Raw genomic sequence first — 18,873 nt, 5'->3', positions numbered from 1 at the left:
CCACCGGCTTATTCGAAGGTGTCTCATAGGGAATGTTGTCGTTATTATAATCCACCCACTGCATGGTCACTGTGGCAAGTGTGGATAGGTGGAATTTTCTATTTCCGTTTTTAGCAAGCGGCCAGCAGGGGGCTTCATTGGCCCCAGTATAACCATTTGTAGACTTTCACGTCTTCGCTTCTTCAATGGTATCCGCATTAGCATCTGCAGCCAGATTGCTGTTTACAAACGCATACCAGTGCCCGTTTATCTTTTGGGCTGCTGCTTTTAGAGCGGCGTCAACTTCGGGATGATGGCTCCAGCCGGGGGCATCAAGAATGGTAGGTATCATGTTGTAAGTTTGATATACCAGGTCTACAACTGATATCCCGGTTTTTTCTCCTGTAGTAGAATTGGTTCCGCCTATAACTTCAGTGGCGGTTATGGCAGCCGGATTGACCTCGTCAAAGGTTACATCCACAGGAGATGTCAAAGTCCCTTTAAGGTCTTTAATTAGCACTTTTGTGCCGTCGGGGGTGTATTCCGCACTGAAATCAGTTCCCAACACCTTGCCGGTAATTGCAACGGTTTTTAGAATTACTTTGTCATTGTTTATATACCCCTGACCGTTGGTAAGAGTAACGCTGGCTGTCTTAGCCGATGTTTTATGTGTATCGGGGTCAAGAACATTGACTAAAATGACAGGTCCGATAACCTGAATGCTATTTTTGAAATGCGCATATATTGCCTCGCACAGATCGAAATCATCCCAGTTGCTGTCATTATAGCCCACTTTTGTTACAGCATCAGAAAAGCTCTGCACCAATATAGATTTGTTCACTTTCCCGGAATAATCCATAAGCTGATGCACCGGAAGCCGTCCGAAATATACCGGAAGTGTCGATACCCCTTTGGGGGGTATTAAATCCTGGGTGGGCTGCAGATCGGCATATGCTCCATGAATATACAAGCTATTTCACCTCACTTATAAGAATTGACGGGCTATTTCCGCCGTCGGGTATGTCTGTTTTTTCACCGGGAATGTTATCCAGCCATACCAGTAAGGATATGGTTGCTCCTGATACATTCCCCACTTGACGGGCATTTGTATTGCCACTTTGCCATCGATTATTTGATTCTTCATAAGTTCCGCAACGGTCCTGTCAATTACGTTTAGAAGATCATGATATCCCTTAAAATCAGGGATATAATTGACGCCAGTCTCTCCAGGCGTATGAAAACCCGGGCTAAAAACAACTACAGAGATTCTTATATTTATCTGTGAATCCTGGCCATCATCGGTGGCATCATCCAGGCCAACTATTAAGCAGGGTATTGCAGATTCCATTCCTTCGGGAAGATATCCTTTAGGAGGCAACCACCCTACGTGAATAGCCGGATTGACTAGAGAATATTCATGAATATTATTATCTGACGGCTTTTGCAGTTTGATGGCTGGTGAAACTTTTTCCTGCAGGAAAGATTGCAGTGCTTCTAAAACCGATACCGTAGACATTCTATCCCTTCTTTATGTTCTTATTAATGCTGGTCATGCGGTATGTGATTTCGTGTTCCAATCTTTCATCAAGCTTTTCCTGGGCGGCCTTTTGGATTTGTTCAGCTACTTTTTCATTGGTTATCATTTGCGGGACCGACAGAGTCCGTATAACTGTTATTGGTAGGCGTTCTTTCCCCAACCTCCGAAAAACATTATACTGCACTTTGTCCGGTGATTTTGCTCCGGTTGGCGCAATAAATGGCTTGGGCTCTGTATTAATTAACTTTCTACTACCCCGTTTGATGGTGGCTTTAACTTTATATTTTCTTCCAGAGGCGGGCGGCATTTGCGGGCTGTGCGGGAAATGGGCAAGCGACAATGTATGGCCTTTTGATGTAATACTTGCCGTGAGATCATTTTTGCTGGGCCGTTTTATGCCACCTTTAAAGGATTCCTTTACATCATTGGCTTTGATGGCATATTCTTTCGGCACTATGCGCCCCACCTGGGTTATGACATGGTCTATTGTCCTGTTTAGCGCATGGTAAGCGGCTTCCCCAACTTCCTTCTCAAAACCTTTCAGCTCTATTGTCAGTCTGTCAAGCTGTTTTGTGTCTACAATTATGCCGCCCTTTGGCATGACTAAACACCTCTATTTTGCTGTAGAATTATTTCATATACCCCGTCATCTTCCCTACAGTCAAAAACATACATCTGCCGCCCGTCAAAAATCATGGGAGTGCCCTGTTCCGGGCGCTCCCCGAACTCCGAAGCCTTTACGTAAAACAATATTTCCCCTACGCTTATACCGTCATATTCTTTTTGTGACCTCTGCTGAAGACGATCATTGTCAACAATAACATTAAGGGCCCTGCCGTCTATTGTGCGGGTTTCAGCAAATTCGTCAAGATTAAAAAATACATTAAGGTCTGATTGAACAGTGTCTTTGAAGCTCATCAGTCAATCTTCACTTTCGCTGTGGTTCCTGCTTGGGCTTTTGGTTCTATTACCCAACCTGCTTTTATAGCCCCTGCGGTTTTGGTGAGCTTGCTCCCAGCGTCATCCCAGTATACTTCATCGCCAACCGCAAAAGCCGCAGTATTATCAGCGGGCAGTTCGAATACTCCTGAAACATTCAGCGAGCCTGTTGCATCTTTTGCAATGTCTTCAGCAGCTATACCTATCCTTGCCCCTATTGGCACAACGTCACCATAGGCTATATCGGTGCCAGTGCTGTTTGTAAAGTCGATAATATAACCCTTCTGAATATATGTCCCTTTTGCCATAATGTCTTATACCTCCTAATCAAAATTTGAAAGGCGCATAAATCATTTATGCGCCAGGATTCTTGTAGAGTCCTCTGTAGTCAAGAACCGTTACACCGTAGTCGATGTAAATCCTCCACTTGATGCCCAGAAAGTCAAAACCAACCTGGCTCTCGAGGATCGGCATATCGTTCCCATTCAAATATGTCACCTCAATGGTATCTATATCAGCGGGAGAAGCCGCAAGATACCAGGAAGTTTCGCTGTAGTCATCAAGTTCAGCATCGGCCACAATGGTCAGAGAATTCCGGAAGACGTTCGCCACATTCGAATTGACCCCCGTGGGATCTGCTATAGATACAATGAATTGCTGGGCTTGTGTCTCAAGAGAAGCGGGAACGATCAAGAAAGCAGGCCCGATATTGAGAGTCTCTTTGCCTCTTAGGTTTTTCTGCTTCCTCATGGCCGCCCGGCCTGCGCTAACAGTAGCAGTTGCTATTGCTCCGCCATTGGAAGCTAGGTTTTTATGGTTCGCATGGAACAGGGCAATACCGTCATAAATGGCCGGGTTACTTCCAAGCATTTGATACACCAATTTGTTTATGCCTCTGGATGCGGCCCTCACATATGCTTCAGGGACTCTGGTTAGTACGCCAATATCATCATTTATCAATGCCTGCCTGGTCATGCCAAATTCTCTACCAAAAGTCGCCACAGCCTTGGATACTCCCTGGTCAGTCATTTCATCAAATTTGAATTCACCAGATTGTGTCATCTTCACAAGCTCGCCGGCTTCGGAAATCTGGTAATGTGTTGCAGCCTTAAAGTCGGGATTGCTCCCTCTGCCGGTCCATACTTGGTATGTGGGCCTTGCGGCATTGTATGCAGTGGCCATGGTTTTATTGACAGCATTGGAGAGTATGCTGGCAAACTGGCTGTCAGGACTCAGTGCTTCCCGGAATAGGGTATCATTATCAAGGCGATGAGCGTTGGGCCTCCCTGCTCTGGAAAGACACTCTATAGCCAGGTCACGAAGCTTCATTCCTCTGAGATCTTTGGCACCGTCGGCAGGCTTATCAAGCTTTATTCCACCCCTCAGCAGTATTGCGTCAGAAGCTGCTGCCCTGAATTTGTCGGCTTCTTCTTTCTCAATCCTTACATCGGGCACCGGGGCCGGCGATGGTTTTCTTTCGGTTTTGAGTTTCTCAAGGATTTTTGCTCTCACTTGTTCAACTGTGACACCCGATTTGATATATTCACTTGGATCTTCCTCGAAATCTCTGCAAATGGCGATTACTTCTGATACACGTTGCCTTTCAGCTTGAATAGCTCTTTCTGTTTCTATCTGTGTTTGAGTGTTCCCTTCATCTTTCGCTATTTCTGCCTTAAGAGCATCGATTTCTCTTTGCAATGTATCAAACTCTGCCTGTTCTTCTGCGGTTAATTCCCGCCCAGCAGCCCTGGCTCCATTGACAATCTCTTGCTGCTTTAATACTTTTGCCTTAAGCAATTCTTTTTTGTTCAATTTCACAACCTCCTATATAAAATTTTTATTGATTTGTATTTGCCTTTCGAAGATACTTATTGAATTGTTAGGTTCCAGTGTATCATCTTCCATATTTCGCCACACACCAACTGTATCATCAGCAGGGACAGAAACGATAGATATTTCTAACGGGGTCCATTTTACAGCCACATATGCAGGACCGGTAAAGCGGCCATTACTGGATGTCTTGCCGGGAGCAACTTCCTCCCAAACATCTACGGAATATCCTACGGATACACCTTTCAGGGTCCCATTTTGAACTTTTTGGTATATCAGATCCGCATCAAGGTCAGTGTCAAAAACTATATCGGCATAGGTCCGTTTTTCATCAGCCGCAAGTCTGGCATTCTCAATTTTCCCCAGCACATAATTTCTATCATGGTTGAAAAGGGCAACCCCAATGTTGTTAAGCCTTTCAAGATTTACATTGCCCTCATCATGCTGGAGTATTTCTACCCCATACCATCTGTTGACCGCCAATTCCGAGGAAAAAGAAACGGTGACGCGCCTTTCATCCGCTTTCACCGCTCTTATGGCCATATCGAATGTTCTATTCTGCTGTATTCCAGTTTTGGGTTTGTTGTGTCCCACCTGTTTTTTCACCTCCTGTTAAGACTGATAAATCAAGACCCAATGATTTCGCAAACTCATACTCTTTAGCCCTTTGTTTTAAGACATCCCTCCAATCCTCGCCCCTTTCGGCGCATATTCTGGCCAGTGTATCTTGGCCTGTGTTAAGTGCTATTTTGTAAGCGTTTATTTCTTTGAGCGGGTCAATCCAGCTCCATCCGGGTGGTATCCAGACATGCTTTAGATACCGTCGCTTGTCCTGCCAGAAATCGGGAATATTGAGCTGACCGGAAAGGACCGCTGATATAACAAATTCGGTGTAAACCTCCCGGCAAAAATGCTCAATGAGGAACTGCTGCCACATCATGTAAGTGCGCTGGTCTTCCAGAAGCCCTTGGCGAGCACTGGAATAATTGACCTGAGACATATCACGGGATACAGTTTCATAAGATAGACCCTGGCCGGAACCGGCAAGACGTTGCTGGATTGCTATAAACTCTTTTGCATTGCTCGGCTGACCGGATGGCGCAACTGTCTGAACACTTTCCCCTGGCTGCAATTCATAGATCATGCCTGGCGTTAAAGTTTTCATCGGATATTCAATTTTTGTATCGACTTTAACATTGCGGCCAATACTATTCATACTAGGGTTATTCTTTACTATAAACGCTGAAAGGCAAGCCAGTATTCTTTCTTTTACAGAAACCGCTTCGATAAATTCGTTAGTGTCTCTCACCCTCGGCAATGTTTTTGCCATGGGAGAGACCTCCCTAATCTGCGTGGGCCTAGTCTTGCGCCACAAAAAAATTACCCTCTGTTCGGGTATCCTTTCTGATTTTCCGTTCCAGAAACCATCAGGGGTATATTGTTTAAGCCAATAAGCTACAGGCCGGTTATATTTGTCAAGTTCAACTCCACCGACAATCCTGTTCCCGCTTGCCCCGGGTAAACCATTCAAAGAAGTGTCAAGGTCATCCACTTCCCGAGCTTGCAGGCTGAACGGCACCGGACCGGTATTTGTATATGCTTTTACAAAGATTATCCCACCATCAACTATTAGCCGACGCACGGCCATCTGCTGCATCTCAATAAAAGACTGCTGGCCGGTCACATCACAATTGCGTGCTCGGCACCATTCTTCCCATAAGTCCTCAATCTGCTGATTTAATTTATCATCCTCATTCCCATCAATATCAACAACTTTAGCCTGAACTCGTATTCCTGTCCCTACAACGTTACGCTCAAAAGAATTTATTATACTTTCCGCAAAATCGGCATTCCTTTCAAGGTCCCGGGCTCTTGCCCGAATTGTATCTCTCTGCCCTTGGTTTGTCTGTTCTGCGGTAGCGTTTATGGTGGTCCAACCTGAATTTAGTCTATCTGTTCCCCCGGAATCATAAAAACTCCTCAGCGCATTTCGCCATGCTACCCGTTTATATGCCCAAGCAGGGCTGAAAATGGATATCGCTCTATCTAACCAATTCAAATTGTCACCTCCTATCAAAGACGGCTACAAATATACCGCCTCCATTCTCCTCGTAGAGCTGTCGCTGCAATTCTCTCCGTTCTTGGTAAAGGATAGTAAGGTCGGGGCGCCTCAAAGATCTGCTCCCTATTCGATATTCCTGGGCACCGTTTTCTATAACATTTATAGCCTGGTTAATCTGATCCAGCTGTTCCTGAATCGTCACTACAACCACCTGCCTTTCTGGGGTATCCAGTTATTATTTGGTTTTATAAAGTTATTCTGCTGTTCTGTAGGTTGAGTTTTATTTATAATCGGTTGCTTTTGAGGCGTTTCCGTCTGCAAATACCTCACATGCAAAAGATCCGCAGCCAGGGCTGCATATACTTCAGCATCTAAATAATGATTTGCCGCATGTGTGGCCTTTGGCTTCCATACTTCTACCTCAACTCCGTTTTTCTTTTTCTCAATAACCTTTTCCTCGGCGCATATTTGCTCCGCATATTCTCTATCACAACCTTTATATACCATCCATGATCCTGGACCGTTAGGCCTTTTCATCCTGCCAGCAATCATATCTTTGTATTGGTTCCCATCTACAAGATAAAGCCTCATTCCATGAGCTTTACTATCGGTTTTATCGATAGTGCTAACTTTATATCGGCTTAGCAGCGGATTCGATGACCCTTTCACGGGCACCGCCCATTCCTGATTAAAAGCACAAAAGTCATATACTTCATCGGTCCGGTCACCGGAGTCTACTGCACAAAGATTGACTTGATATATATTACCCTGCCGGTCATGGTAGGGAAGATTCATAATGTATTCTATCTGATCCCAGGTTTCTGCAACGCCATGAGTTATATTCCAGCTGGTCATGCTGGTGCCCCAGGCTCGGATTGTATAATAAAAATGGTCCTTCTGAACATCTACTCCTGCAGTGAGCAACATGGTGCCGTCAGGGACCACCGTTTCCTCATATTCGCTCTGTCGCTCCAAAACCAGATCGGAATCCATTTTGACCTCCGTCTGCTCCCAAGGTTCCGCAAGCCAGGAGTTTATAAAGTTCATTAGAAGCTCAGGAAAGTCTTTGGATTTGAGGAATTCATAAGCCACATCACCGAATCTTACCCATGGTGAATAAATTGCATTAAGATGAAAAGCGGTTTTGCATGTTCCTGTTTTTTTCTTGGACTCCCACCTGCCGGCTCGAAGCATCCCCTGTTTATGACCATCAGTGATTATGCCATGACACTGTTCGCATTCATAATATGCTGTTGCCCTGGCATCATCCGGAGTTGGTTCCTGTCCTTCAGGTTTAGGCCATTTTATCTGCTTGAATCGTAGTGTTTGATAATGGCCACAATGAGGGCATGGAACATAATATTCTCTTTGGTCATCGGCGTTTTCCCATTCCTGCCATATAGGACCGTTCTTTCGGGTTGGCGTGGATGTTTGAAATATCTTTTTGTTATGTGCGAAGGTTTTAGTTCTCTCACAGGCAAGGCTTCTAGGATCAGCTTCTTTCCCGGAAAATGTCGGGAACTTATCAACTTCATCCATGAATAAATACCGTATGGGCCTAGATGCTAAGGATGCTGGGCTATTAGCTCCAGATAGCACTACATACATCCCGTCGAATTGTAATTCAAGAGTTTTACTCTCTTTATCCTGGTATCGATCCCTCAATACAGGGCAAAGGTTTATCATGGGCTGGACCCTGTTTTTTGATGTGTATTCAGCAAGTTCCAGTGTGGGATATACAATCAGTGTCGGGCTCGGATCCTGGGCAATGATATAACCAACTATGTTATTCAGACATTCGGTGCCGCCTATCTGCGTAGGCTTTACAAAGATTATTTCTTCTATGTCAGGATCAGTGAATGCGTCCATTATCCCCTGAAGATACGGCGTCCTTGCCGTCCTCCAGAGGCCGGGTTCGGCGGATGTCTTTGCGTCTAAGATTCGAAATTTATCTGCCCATTCGGAGACCGTCAGCTGCTCAGGAGGCTTAAACACCTTCAGAGCTTTTTGTAACCATGAGGACCATTCAATTTTTACGTTTTTTCTTCGACGGCTTATAGACTCCGTCAATGCTGATTTGTTCAAGGACATCCAGCGTCAGCTCCGTTATCATCTTTTCAATCCTCCTGGCAGTAACAGAGTCTACGTAACCGGCAAGCTCTGTGGCTATCCTCCTACTGTAGCCAAGCATGGACCTTTTCAGGACAATAAAAAATCGCTGAAGTTCAGTGATGATGTCATCTTTTAGAATATATTCTCCTCTCTGTATTGCGTTTTTAAATTCAGCGGCCTCCGACTGTGCCTGTTTGTATTTGGCTTCATAATATAGCTTTTGTTCTTGAAGAGATAACCTTTCCACGTCTTTTTCTGTCTGTATGCCGCCAGCGCTGACTAATCCCCGCCAACGTAAAACTTCTGCCAGAGACCACCACCCCCGGGCGATTTTTGGGCATCCATCATCACCCCAGCGCTTCATGGTCGATTTATCTATGTTAAACACCTCGCACATAGCTGCTGTGCTGAGGCAAATTTTGTCATCCAGGATTTTTACTTTTTTATCCATTTTCTATCACCAAAAAAGTTGCAAAGTTGCATGATTTTTTTGTTTCATACTGGGTGAAATTTCGGGCCTCGCCAGACCCGCATCCTCCTCACCCTTCTGGAAGGACCCGTTATTCTTCCATTATTCTCCATTGAACATAGTTTCTTAATAGGGTTGTTTTTAGTTTTCTTCTTCAGTTTCCTTTGGTTTCTTCCCTTAGTTTCTTCATTGTTGTCTTAATCCTTCATGCAGTATATTTATTGCTGCATTTATGTCTCTTCCACCTATAGAGGATGGGAAACTTCTTTCAAGCCTTTTGTTAAAAACTCGTGATAACCCCTAAAAAACAATACATAAAAAGCACCTATATTCAGGTGCTCTATCACTTAATGGCATTATATCACACCAAGAATCAAATGTCTGTCTATTTTTTTTCCAAAATTATCTTATCTTGATGTTAGCATACCCCATTTCTATCATTTCTGTAGTTAATCTTTGAAATGTTCATTATTTCATAAAAACTAACCAATGTGTCTTACTTCTTCGGTTTCCGAATAGCGGCTTTTGGCCAATGGCTTTTAAAACTTCACTCAATTTAACTTGTTCTCCATTCCATTTAAAAATTAATGTTCCATTGGGCTTTAGTACTCTCATACACTCACGAAAACCCTGTGCAATATCTTGTTTCCAATTCTGGGAAAGTACACCATATTTCTTGGCCAACCATGAGTTTTTACCAGCTTTCAACAGGTGTGGAGGATCGAATACAACTAGATAAAAAGTATTGTCTGGAAAAGGCATTTTTCTAAAATCTGCAACTACATCGGGGTTTATGTTTAATACTCTGCCATCACATAGAATATCCGTTAATTTCCGATTATCCATATACAAAACGTCTGGGTTCTGTTTATCAAACCAAATCATTCGGCTGCCACAAGTCGCATCTAAAATACGTTGCATACCTAGCCCCCTTTACTACGTATAATTTACATACTATGCCATTCTCTCACACCTTTATAAATCTTCCACCATCCTAATCCCAAAGAACTGCACTGCAAATTTCCTAATAGCCTTTGCCTGGAGCGAATATATACTCTGTCTGCTGCTGTATCCGATTTCCGCCGCAATTTCTTCCTTCGGCCTCTGTTCAATATACCATTTGCGGAGCACCAGGCCATAGAGTTCGCAGCCGGGGTCCCTGCTGATTTCGTCCAAAATTTTGTCTATTTTTTCAAGTTCCCGCTTCGTCTCTTCTTTATTCTCAGTGAGTATTTGAAGCCGGAAAAGGATATTCATGGTTTCATCCTGGTGTCCGGCCTTAATGCCGGTTTCGTCCAGCACCGCCGATTTTATTCCTCTTGGCCCGGCCTGGGACACTAATTTGCATATTTCATGTTCCATCCGCTCAAGGCTCCGATGCATGTCGGCGTAATAGTATAAATAATTTTCAGCTTCTTTTATGTAGTTCATACTGTCATCACTCCCCTTAATACCAATCTGGTTTGACTATGGTAAATTTTTTATATTCGTTCATAAGATTTTGAATCATGGTGCCAATTTTTTCAACCATTATCCTTTACACCCTCATATAACTCAATTCTCTTTGTTTTTGCCATATTATCACCTGCCTTTCTTTATAAATTATAAACGAAGTTGTAAATATTCTTTTAATGATAAACACATCATATTGGCTGCAACCTTTTGTGCTTCTATTTTACTTTTGCTACAACTCCCCCAAACTGGAATCCAAGGAAAACCAGCCATATGTGCATACCATAAACCTGATTTTTTATCTTTACTAACAACATAAATCCTTTTCATTATTTGAACTCCTTTCTTATCTCTTATTTCAATCAATAATAAACTTTAAAACATTTATCAAAAAACATTTATCAAATTTGGTATGTGTGAAACTGGCGCACGAAATCCAAGTTATACGGTTTTTATGAACCTTTTTATCAAGTTCTGTTTGCTTCATAAGCTGTTGGGTCAGCATACCCGCTTTGATTATACTTTGGATTTCTCTCAAAATCCTCTTTGCTGTAATTACAATATCTAGTAGCACTAAATCAAGTCTCAGTTTATCTTGATCACATTTGTACTCGACTGCATTTTCGCTCGTCAGACGACACCTCTTCCACATTTATTATGTTGTGTTCTATTTCATCCACTCGTAAAATTCTGTGTACTTTTTCCCTGGCTTCTCGGAAATCTTCACCTTCTACCTCCAAACTGAATATACCCATTACACGGTATAGCTTGTCCACTTTTAACCGCCTCCTTAATTTTTTTGCGGTAAAAATCATGCCGGATTTGACAGGCTTTATATTCGTATATGGCCATATCAATAAGTTCAGGATCTATAACACGATGTCATTTTTTATCTCTCATTTAGACATCTCCTTTTGATATTTTTCAATTCTTGCTTTCAAAGCCTCCATCAACCGATCCTGGGTAGCGCTTTTATCCTCCAGCGCTGCCATGACATCTTCATCAACCCCTCCTTCAACAACCAGGTGATGTATGATAACCTTTTCCGTTTGCCCCTGCCGATGTAATCGTTTATTAGCTTGTTGATATAACTCTAAGCTCCAGTTAAGACCGAACCATATAATGTGATGGCCACCTTGTTGAAGATTTAGACCATAGGCGCAACTGGCCGGATGCGCCAATAGGATATCGATTTTTCTATTGTTCCAATCATCTTCATCTTGCGAACCTTTAAGCTCTCTCACTCTAAGACCGGATCCTGCTAGAGCTTTTTTAATTCGTTGCAGATCATGTTGAAAGTTGTAAAAAACCAACACTGACTGACCGTTCAAAGCTTCTATAAGTTCCAAAAAAGCTTCAATTTTACAGTTGTGTATTTCAACAGGCTTACAGTTTTCATCATATATAGCGCCATTACAAAGCTGCAAAAGTTTATTTGTTAATACTGCTGCACTGCCAGCATCAATCATGCTTTCATCAATTTCAAGAAGCATTTCCCTTTCCAACTTTTCATACGCTGCTTTAGCTTTAGTATCCAGAACTACCGGCACATTGACTGTAATGCAATCCGGCAGTTCTAAATAATCTTCTGCTTTCATGCTTACACATATATCGCTCAAAAGTTCACAAATAGATTCTTCAGCTCCTGGCTTTGGCGCATAGCTGAAAACATGATCCCGGTCCCGCCGGTCCGGGTCGAAATATCTTTCACGATAGTGTGTAAATTTTTTACCTAGCCTTTTACCTTCATCCAGTAAATATATTTGCGCCCACAGGTCCAATAATCCGTTTGGTGCTGGTGTGCCGGTTAATTCCACAATTCTGCTTATCTTGTTGCGCACCCAGGTCAGTGCTTTAAATCTTTTAACCTGGTGGTTTTTAAAGCTACTGGATTCGTCGATTACCACCATATCAAAGGGCCAGTTATTTCGATAATAATCTACAAGCCATTGTGTGTTTTCACGGTTAATGATGTAAATGTCGGCAGGAGTATTAAGCGCTCTTACTCTTTGTTTTACAGTTCCCATTACTACCGATATTCTCAATAAATACAGGTGGTCCCATTTCGCAGCTTCCTTGCTCCATGTTCCTTCTGCAACTTTTTTAGGGGCTATAACCAGGGCCTTATTTATGGCAAATCGATTGTATTTTAAGTCATTTATTGCAGTCATTGTTATAACAGTCTTGCCTAAACCCATGTCAAGATAAAGACCTAAAACCGGATCAACTATTAATCTGTTTATGCAATATTTTTGATAAGCATATGGCGTAAATTTCACTTCACAACCACTCCCGCATGCTGATAAATAAAAGCATCTACTTTTTCTTTGCTGTCAATCACATATACTGGAAACCCCAAAGCTCGGATTTTTTCCTGCTGCGCCTTTTGTAAAGGTGTGGATTTTTCTCCCGGCGCTTTCAATTCCACAAAGGCCATACGACCTCCAGGAAACAGCACCAGTCTGTCAGGCACCCCTGCACTGCCTGGAGAGATAAATTTATATGCTCTGCCTCCGAACTCTCTTACCTTATTTCGTAAATATTGTTCGATATCTTTTTCTCTCATGGTATTTCATTCCTTCGCAATAGAATGTTGACAGACAATGTTGACAGCTTAAAGCCTTGCCCTACCTACACTTAACAGCTTTTGTCACTGGAACCTGTCAACATTGTCAACATAGAATGTTGACGGGTCAAAGCCTTGTCCTACTTGCATTTGAAGGGTTTTGTCAACAAAGTTAGCATTTTTTTCTATATATAAAATATATAAAACAGGCTGTACAGGCGTACTAAGTGCTATATACCCTTTATACCCTCTCTTTTTATACTTACTATAGAAAAGAATGTAGACAATGTAGACAAAAGCTATAGTATTAGATTTTATGCGGGTTTCAGCCGTCAACATTGAATGTTGACGATGTTGACGATGTTAACAGAGACAATATTTTATATTCAATTACCATATTTTGACTATTAACGGATTATTTGATTTTTATAAACCCTCTTTGCTTTCCATAACACCCAAAACGAAAGGCACCTTTACTTCTTCTCCAGCCAGGGATGTTTGCCAAAATGCTATTTATTTCCAACACATCGGACCTTTTCATATACTTGATATCCCCGCCCAGGCATTCGCACCATATTTCTGCGGCGCATATCCGGTCCCGTTCCATGGTTTCGCCGGTGTCACGGCCAAACTCCCCGGCCCAATATAATCGCCTTTCATTCAAGGTCCTTTTTTCCCAATCCAGTGGCACCCGACGTTCAACAAATTCCTGAATAATGCCTTCTTTTGCATTGCTTTCCTCATGTGCTTCCTGCTCTCTCTTTGCTTCAGCTGCTATTTCACCTGTTAAATATAACGGTTCCCCCAGCTGCCAGTGAACGAATGCTTCAGCCCATATTTGGTCTACTTCATTTTCTAAATCATTAAAAACGTCTTTTTTTACAGGCTGAATGCCCACATCTACCGGCCAAAAGCGCCGGTTGCCCGTCTTGTCTCTTAAAAATTCAGCGTCATTCGTAGTCCCGAAAAATACGCATCGCCTGGGGTATCTGCCTGTGCGCCGACCATATGGTTCTCGATATATATCGTCCGTCCTGCTTATAAATTGCTTTACGGCATTGATTTCTGAACGATTAAGGCCGTTTAGTTCCCCGAGCTCATTGATCCATACACCCTGGACCATTTCAGATGCTTCTTTGCCTTCAAAAGTTGTTAGGCTGTCAGAAAACCATTGCCGGCCAAGGATTCTTAAAAAAGTGCTTTTACCTATGCCCTGCGGCCCAGCTATAATCGGTACAAAGTCATATTTTACTCCAGGTGTCATTACCCTGGCCACAGCTGCCGTAAGAGACTTTCGTATGACCGCTCTGGTGTATGGCGTATCCTCGGCCCCCAGGTAGTCTATAAGGAGGGTATCAAGACGTTTGATGCCGTCCCATTCTAAGCTGGTTAAGTAGTCTTTTACGTCATTTATCAGATGTTTGTGAGCACATAAAGCGATAGCGTCAAATATTCGGTCTTTACCAGTGATTTTATAAGTATGTTCAAGGTAATGTCTGAGACCGGCGTCATCGACATCTGTCCATTGTCGGCGCTCTGTGCGAGGGTCCCAGGGTAGGGGGCCCAGCACCAGACCTCTGTTGGCGAATTCATCAAAAGCAAGCTTTCCTTTCAAAAGTGGATCGTTTTCCAGTATAATCAGGATATTGTCCGTTGTCTTTGCCGGCATACCGGTGGTGGTGCTGACCTGCAACTTACTTATCCAATTGGTATTATCATCTTGACTTACAGTGCTTACAGCAAAATCTTGAGTGGCTTTTTCGTATCGCTCTTGATTGAGTAATGCTACCACCTGGGCATCCGATACCGCCAGCTCACACATTGCCGCATAAGATGGCAATTTATTTGTAGGGGTATCGGGCTTTGCCTCATCGTCCAGTTCACCAAACTTATGCAATCTCACGAGGTCAAAAGCATTTACCAGCTGCCCTCCCGCTGGATCTGTGGCATGATGCGAATAAAGGAATGTTCCGTTATCATATACAATTGCACCGCCAGTTGTGGATCCACCGGTATAAGTATATCGGTCCGGTTTACCGTCGCATGGGGCATAAACGCCGGGTAAAAAAGTATCCATAGCCTTATAGATGTCATATACTTTGCAGAAGGCGCCGACGATACCTGCTTTGGCCGTAGGATCTCCCTGTTTTGCGGCGAGCTTTGCATGTGTCTGCTGTACTCCTGGTATTTCAGGCCATTCTGCCACATTGCGCCAGTCTTTATACATTGCCAGTAACCCGTCCACATCCAGGAAAGGTTTGTCTCCATATTGATAGACGTATTGGCTGTCAGAGCAGCATGAAGGCCAATACATGAGCCTGGAAGCCTCAAAGGTAGAAGGATCACATAATTCTATTCCAATGATGCTTGCCAACTTCCGGGCTAGCGGTTCGTATTCATCGGCTGTAATTGTCCGGTTGCCCGGTATGATTACCCTAAGTCGTGGCTTTGCTTCCTCATGTTTACGTGTGGAATATACGACATAAGCACATCCCAAGGCTTCAATTCGGCGCAATACGTCCTGAGTGTCGCCCGCAGGTATGTTGTCAAGGTCAAGTGTTATAATATCCCTTCCGATTACGTTGCTTGCTTTCCTTCTGTCGTCTTTTAAAAGGCCTCCTACAAAGCCGCCCACATCTTTTAAATCGTCTTGACGGCTTTTGGGTAAACGTAAGTATTCGGTTAAAGTTTCAGTGCCTCTTACGGGCGTTTTTAAGCGTTCCACGAATTCCGACCAATATAATGTTTGTGCTGGCCATCGTGTTGCTCTGCGGTTTCCAGCAGCGGATATCGTTATTTTTCGGTTGTTAATGAGCATAAGCCACCACCTAAAAGATTGAATAAAATTTTATAAAGTTGTTTTGAGATCTGACGAATGATTTAATCAATTCCTGCTTTCTCCGAGTTTGGAGAGTATTTTCGTATAATCTTTGAAATGTGCATTATTGCTGATAATAATCAAGCAATAAACACAGTAAACTTCTAGGTATATTTTGGGGACGTGTTATTAATCTCATTTCACCAAGCGCCTCGCATTCACACTTATAATCATCTCGCCAAGGATTAATATCGCATGATGTATTTTCAAGTTAATACAACCGTCACAATATAATTTATCCGCATATATTTCATCAATAAACGCTTTTCTATCTAATCTATAATCCATGTTATATTTTGAGTAATCCATAATTCCCCCTCTTTCGTATAGTTTACATACTGCGATTTAATCTTTCCTGAAATATTTGGTTATAAATCCATCAGCCTTAAGCGGTAATCCTGGCGCCCAGGGTATTGGTTGCCCCATTATCTCACATACCTGGTTAAGGTCTGCCTTTTCTTCCGGCACATCCAGCACGACTTCATCATGTACGTGAAAAACAATCTTGTATCCGGCAGCAGTAAGCCTCATTAGGCTTTCAGCCAGACAATCCCGAGCAACTGCTTGGGTTATATTTTCTACCAATTTACCCCCGTAAGTAGACACTGTTTCCCATTTTTTTGAATTTTGATTCATGCCGTGGTAATATAGCGCATCCTGGCCCCGGTCGTTTTGTGCGATGAACGGTTTTACATAAAATAACTTTCGGCCACTGGGCAAAGTAATTGTTAAGAAATCTTGGCCAGTGTTATAGTTTCCTTCTCGGGCAAATAGCAGATTTTTTATACCTACAGGTTGACCAGTCCTTATTACACTGAGAGCGGCATTTTCTACTGCATACCAGAGGTCCACAATCCTTTTGTTTGAGGATCTCCACCGTTGCACAATCTCCGGTAGTTCTTCTTCGGTTAGTCCCATATTCAGTGCACCCATCTTGATAAGGGCACCTACGGAACCCTGATAACCCAAAGCCAATTCCGCAACTTTGCCTTTTTGCCTTAAGACATATTCCGGGTTACCTTTTACTATTTTTTCTATCGGAACTCCGAACATTTGGGATGCTGAGGCTTCATAGATTTTGCCATGGGTGTTGAACACATCAAGCCGCCATTGTTCACCGGCAAGCCAGGCGACTACCCGGGCTTCTATTGCACTAAAATCCGCATCGATGAGTATGTGGCCAGGAGATGGTATAAAAGCGGTTCGAATGAGCTGCGAGAGGGTATCCGGAATACTGCCATATACAATTTTCAGGGCGTCTACTTTTTTGTATTTAACACAATCCCTGGCGTGGGATAATGTTTCAAGATAATTTCGAGGAAGGTTCTGAACCTGGACGAGACGGCCTGCCCATCGGCCAGTACGGTTGGCTCCGTAAAATTGTAATAGCCCTCGGATACGTCCGTCGTCGCATACAGCTTCTTTCATGGCTGTATATTTTTTCACGGATGTTTTGGAAAGCTCCTGGCGGATCTCTAACATGCGTTTAACTTTTTCATCTTCGGTAGTTTTAATGAGATTTTTGACAGTATCTTTTTGCAGGTTCGGTATTTCTTCTTCGGTTTCCTCTTCGAGCCATTGTGATAATTGCTGGACACTTTTGGGATTGTCCAGGCCCGAAATCTTTATTGCCTCATTCATTAATTCATCTGTAATTTTTTCACTGCAATATAAAGCCCCTTCAATTAGATCCTGGTCCACCATAACCCCATAATTATTTATCTGCTGATCCAGCCGCCAGAGTTTTTGTTCCTGCTCCGGCACTGGAAAGGCAGACAGCCTATGTTCTATTTCCCGCTCAGTCACTACATCCTGGACGTTATACTGCTTGAATAATTTCCACTTTTCAGGTTCATGGTGTGGTAACGTCCTTGTCCGGTATCCGTTGCTTTTTGTGGGCTTGCAGGGCACGCAAAAAGTCCGGATAAGCGCCTGGCCGATGCTCATTTTCTTTTTATCTTCAGGCAGCCCTAGTGCGGCGCCTGTGGCTGCCAGGCCTGCTGTGTAACCGCAATATAAGCCGTGCAGCATGGTATCCTGCCATTGGGGGAGCCATGCTTCCGGGTTTGATATACTGAAAAATTTGCTTAGGCAGTACCATTCAAAGGATGCATTATAGGCATGCTTGATAATATTTGGGTCCCACAGAGCGGATATGACATGTTGGGGTATTTTTTCACCCTGAGCCAGATCAACTACCTGTACAGGGTCATCATCGAAGGCAAATGCAAAAAGCAATATTTGGAAATCGGGGGACTGTACGTATCGGTACAGTCCCGCTTTATTGATATCTATACTGCTAAAGGTTTCCAAGTCGATTGATAGATGTTTCATATGCCCATCACTCGGCCGGTAATCGGCATACCAGTTATTGGGTCAATTTGCGGTGCCGAAGGAATTGGCTGTGTATTTAATTGTGAATATACCGGCTGATTTTGTTGTATTGGTTGAGTATAAGCAGGTATCTGTTGCGTGGTGTATATGTCGGTGCTGTCGCCAAAATCGTCAGCGACGGTGGTGCGCCCACCTAACGGTTCTCCGTCTTCGAGTTTCTGAACATTGCCCAGGCCGCATCCGATACCTTTTTTACCGCTGTTGGAGTAAGGGAAGAATTGAATTGATACTCTAGCATAAATGCCGGAATAGATTTCACTTTGATTAATAATCGGGTTAAGCTGTAAATCCACTATCTGTGGAGGTTGTTTGGAGGATGCCGTAAATACCCAGTGCCCTTTGCATTCTTCGCCAAAAGGCATTCCGTCAGAAGGCCGGACCCCGTCGCCGTCATGGATGGGTATTGCTATTTGTGGGGGTCTGACACCATTCCATTTGGAGGATATCCCAGTCTGAATGGCTGCCTGGATGGCTGCATCAATTCGCTGTTTTGCCGCGATATCGGATTTCGGGAGTAAAATCGTAACGCTATATTTTGGTTCCTGTCCTGGTTTACTCGCATAAGGTGTAAACAGATGCACATAACTAAGTCTCACTTTGCCGGTTACTACATGCTGTGGATTATTTTTGCTCATTTTCACTTTTCCCCTTTACA

21 protein-coding genes are annotated in these 18,873 nt (G+C 43.3%); all 21 read right to left on the bottom strand.

What is annotated here, in order from left to right:
* Nucleotides 1-166: 166 nt before the first annotated feature.
* Nucleotides 167-949 carry a phage tail sheath protein gene (locus tag FWJ32_RS13485; protein ID WP_203227623.1) on the bottom strand — a complete coding sequence of 261 codons (783 nt, stop codon included), beginning with the start codon at nt 947-949 and terminating at the stop codon, nt 167-169.
* A 15-nt stretch (nt 950-964) separates the two neighbouring features.
* A complete protein-coding gene (locus FWJ32_RS07130) occupies nt 965-1,495 on the bottom strand; it encodes a hypothetical protein (RefSeq protein ID WP_149545273.1) in 531 nt (176 codons plus the stop codon).
* Between the two features lies 1 nt (nt 1,496).
* A complete protein-coding gene (locus FWJ32_RS07125) occupies nt 1,497-2,117 on the bottom strand; it encodes a phage tail protein (protein ID WP_149545272.1) in 621 nt (206 codons plus the stop codon).
* Between the two features lie 2 nt (nt 2,118-2,119).
* On the bottom strand, nt 2,120-2,434 hold the full coding sequence (locus tag FWJ32_RS07120) for a hypothetical protein (RefSeq protein WP_149545271.1): 315 nt from the start codon (nt 2,432-2,434) through the stop codon (nt 2,120-2,122).
* Nucleotides 2,434-2,763: a DUF2190 family protein gene (locus FWJ32_RS07115; protein WP_149545270.1), complete on the bottom strand. Its 330-nt coding sequence runs from the start codon at nt 2,761-2,763 to the stop codon at nt 2,434-2,436. Before FWJ32_RS07115 ends, FWJ32_RS07120 begins: the two co-directional genes overlap by 1 nt.
* 46 nt (nt 2,764-2,809) lie before the next feature.
* Entirely contained in the window at nt 2,810-4,267 is a 1,458-nt protein-coding gene (locus tag FWJ32_RS07110; RefSeq protein WP_149545269.1) for a phage major capsid protein, read from the bottom strand.
* A 12-nt stretch (nt 4,268-4,279) separates the two neighbouring features.
* Nucleotides 4,280-4,879 (bottom strand): HK97 family phage prohead protease, encoded by a 600-nt coding sequence (locus FWJ32_RS07105; protein ID WP_203227622.1) that lies wholly within the window; start codon nt 4,877-4,879, stop codon nt 4,280-4,282.
* Nucleotides 4,839-6,344, bottom strand: a complete 1,506-nt coding sequence (locus FWJ32_RS07100; protein ID WP_149545268.1) for a phage portal protein — start codon at nt 6,342-6,344, stop codon at nt 4,839-4,841. Before FWJ32_RS07100 ends, FWJ32_RS07105 begins: the two co-directional genes overlap by 41 nt.
* 4 nt (nt 6,345-6,348) lie before the next feature.
* Complete coding sequence (locus tag FWJ32_RS07095; protein WP_203227621.1) at nt 6,349-6,549, bottom strand: hypothetical protein; 201 nt, start codon at nt 6,547-6,549, stop codon at nt 6,349-6,351.
* The gene (locus FWJ32_RS07090; RefSeq protein WP_203227620.1) at nt 6,549-8,438 is read right to left on the bottom strand and encodes a phage terminase large subunit family protein; all 1,890 of its coding nucleotides are present in this window, start codon (nt 8,436-8,438) and stop codon (nt 6,549-6,551) included. Before FWJ32_RS07090 ends, FWJ32_RS07095 begins: the two co-directional genes overlap by 1 nt.
* Complete coding sequence (locus FWJ32_RS13480) at nt 8,374-8,910, bottom strand: hypothetical protein (protein ID WP_203227619.1); 537 nt, start codon at nt 8,908-8,910, stop codon at nt 8,374-8,376. The genes FWJ32_RS07090 and FWJ32_RS13480 overlap by 65 nt, the downstream gene beginning before the upstream one ends.
* A gap of 486 nt (nt 8,911-9,396) precedes the next feature.
* A complete protein-coding gene (locus tag FWJ32_RS07080) occupies nt 9,397-9,849 on the bottom strand; it encodes a class I SAM-dependent methyltransferase (protein WP_149545266.1) in 453 nt (150 codons plus the stop codon).
* A 54-nt stretch (nt 9,850-9,903) separates the two neighbouring features.
* Nucleotides 9,904-10,359 carry a hypothetical protein gene (locus FWJ32_RS07075; RefSeq protein ID WP_149545265.1) on the bottom strand — a complete coding sequence of 152 codons (456 nt, stop codon included), beginning with the start codon at nt 10,357-10,359 and terminating at the stop codon, nt 9,904-9,906.
* A 171-nt stretch (nt 10,360-10,530) separates the two neighbouring features.
* Nucleotides 10,531-10,710, bottom strand: a complete 180-nt coding sequence (locus FWJ32_RS07070; RefSeq protein ID WP_149545264.1) for a hypothetical protein — start codon at nt 10,708-10,710, stop codon at nt 10,531-10,533.
* 269 nt (nt 10,711-10,979) lie between these two features.
* Entirely contained in the window at nt 10,980-11,156 is a 177-nt protein-coding gene (locus tag FWJ32_RS13320) for a hypothetical protein (protein ID WP_162523552.1), read from the bottom strand.
* A gap of 120 nt (nt 11,157-11,276) precedes the next feature.
* Nucleotides 11,277-12,659 carry a DEAD/DEAH box helicase gene (locus tag FWJ32_RS07065; RefSeq protein WP_149545263.1) on the bottom strand — a complete coding sequence of 461 codons (1,383 nt, stop codon included), beginning with the start codon at nt 12,657-12,659 and terminating at the stop codon, nt 11,277-11,279.
* On the bottom strand, nt 12,656-12,946 hold the full coding sequence (locus FWJ32_RS07060) for a VRR-NUC domain-containing protein (RefSeq protein WP_149545262.1): 291 nt from the start codon (nt 12,944-12,946) through the stop codon (nt 12,656-12,658). The genes FWJ32_RS07065 and FWJ32_RS07060 overlap by 4 nt, the downstream gene beginning before the upstream one ends.
* Before the next feature lie 415 nt (nt 12,947-13,361).
* Nucleotides 13,362-15,764 (bottom strand): virulence-associated E family protein, encoded by a 2,403-nt coding sequence (locus FWJ32_RS07055; RefSeq protein WP_149545261.1) that lies wholly within the window; start codon nt 15,762-15,764, stop codon nt 13,362-13,364.
* A gap of 195 nt (nt 15,765-15,959) precedes the next feature.
* A complete protein-coding gene (locus FWJ32_RS13315; protein WP_162523551.1) occupies nt 15,960-16,133 on the bottom strand; it encodes a hypothetical protein in 174 nt (57 codons plus the stop codon).
* A 36-nt stretch (nt 16,134-16,169) separates the two neighbouring features.
* Complete coding sequence (locus FWJ32_RS07050) at nt 16,170-18,158, bottom strand: DNA polymerase (protein WP_149545260.1); 1,989 nt, start codon at nt 18,156-18,158, stop codon at nt 16,170-16,172.
* Nucleotides 18,155-18,853: a DUF2815 family protein gene (locus FWJ32_RS07045; protein ID WP_149545259.1), complete on the bottom strand. Its 699-nt coding sequence runs from the start codon at nt 18,851-18,853 to the stop codon at nt 18,155-18,157. Before FWJ32_RS07045 ends, FWJ32_RS07050 begins: the two co-directional genes overlap by 4 nt.
* Nucleotides 18,854-18,873 lie beyond the last annotated feature (20 nt).

The sequence above is a fragment of the Calorimonas adulescens genome (assembly GCF_008274215.1).
GTDB classification, from domain to species: domain Bacteria; phylum Bacillota; class Thermoanaerobacteria; order Thermoanaerobacterales; family UBA4877; genus Calorimonas; species Calorimonas adulescens.
Note: the sequence above shows the minus strand (reverse complement) of the source record. Positions and strands in the feature narration are given on the sequence as shown.

Excerpts from the sequence above, each read along its gene's own strand:
- FWJ32_RS07125 (WP_149545272.1), bottom strand. The coding sequence starts at position 2,117 with ATGCCAAAGGGCGGCATAATTGTAGACACAAAACAGCTTGACAGACTG.
- FWJ32_RS07115 (WP_149545270.1), bottom strand. The coding sequence starts at position 2,763 with ATGGCAAAAGGGACATATATTCAGAAGGGTTATATTATCGACTTTACA.
- FWJ32_RS07060 (WP_149545262.1), bottom strand. The coding sequence starts at position 12,946 with ATGAGAGAAAAAGATATCGAACAATATTTACGAAATAAGGTAAGAGAG.
- FWJ32_RS07070 (WP_149545264.1), bottom strand. The coding sequence starts at position 10,710 with ATGAAAAGGATTTATGTTGTTAGTAAAGATAAAAAATCAGGTTTATGG.
- FWJ32_RS07080 (WP_149545266.1), bottom strand. The coding sequence starts at position 9,849 with ATGCAACGTATTTTAGATGCGACTTGTGGCAGCCGAATGATTTGGTTT.
- FWJ32_RS07045 (WP_149545259.1), bottom strand. The coding sequence starts at position 18,853 with ATGAGCAAAAATAATCCACAGCATGTAGTAACCGGCAAAGTGAGACTT.
- FWJ32_RS07090 (WP_203227620.1), bottom strand. The coding sequence starts at position 8,438 with ATGTCCTTGAACAAATCAGCATTGACGGAGTCTATAAGCCGTCGAAGA.
- FWJ32_RS13480 (WP_203227619.1), bottom strand. The coding sequence starts at position 8,910 with ATGGATAAAAAAGTAAAAATCCTGGATGACAAAATTTGCCTCAGCACA.
- FWJ32_RS07075 (WP_149545265.1), bottom strand. The coding sequence starts at position 10,359 with ATGAACTACATAAAAGAAGCTGAAAATTATTTATACTATTACGCCGAC.
- FWJ32_RS07130 (WP_149545273.1), bottom strand. The coding sequence starts at position 1,495 with ATGTCTACGGTATCGGTTTTAGAAGCACTGCAATCTTTCCTGCAGGAA.
- FWJ32_RS07120 (WP_149545271.1), bottom strand. The coding sequence starts at position 2,434 with ATGAGCTTCAAAGACACTGTTCAATCAGACCTTAATGTATTTTTTAAT.
- FWJ32_RS07055 (WP_149545261.1), bottom strand. The coding sequence starts at position 15,764 with ATGCTCATTAACAACCGAAAAATAACGATATCCGCTGCTGGAAACCGC.
- FWJ32_RS07050 (WP_149545260.1), bottom strand. The coding sequence starts at position 18,158 with ATGAAACATCTATCAATCGACTTGGAAACCTTTAGCAGTATAGATATC.
- FWJ32_RS13315 (WP_162523551.1), bottom strand. The coding sequence starts at position 16,133 with ATGGATTACTCAAAATATAACATGGATTATAGATTAGATAGAAAAGCG.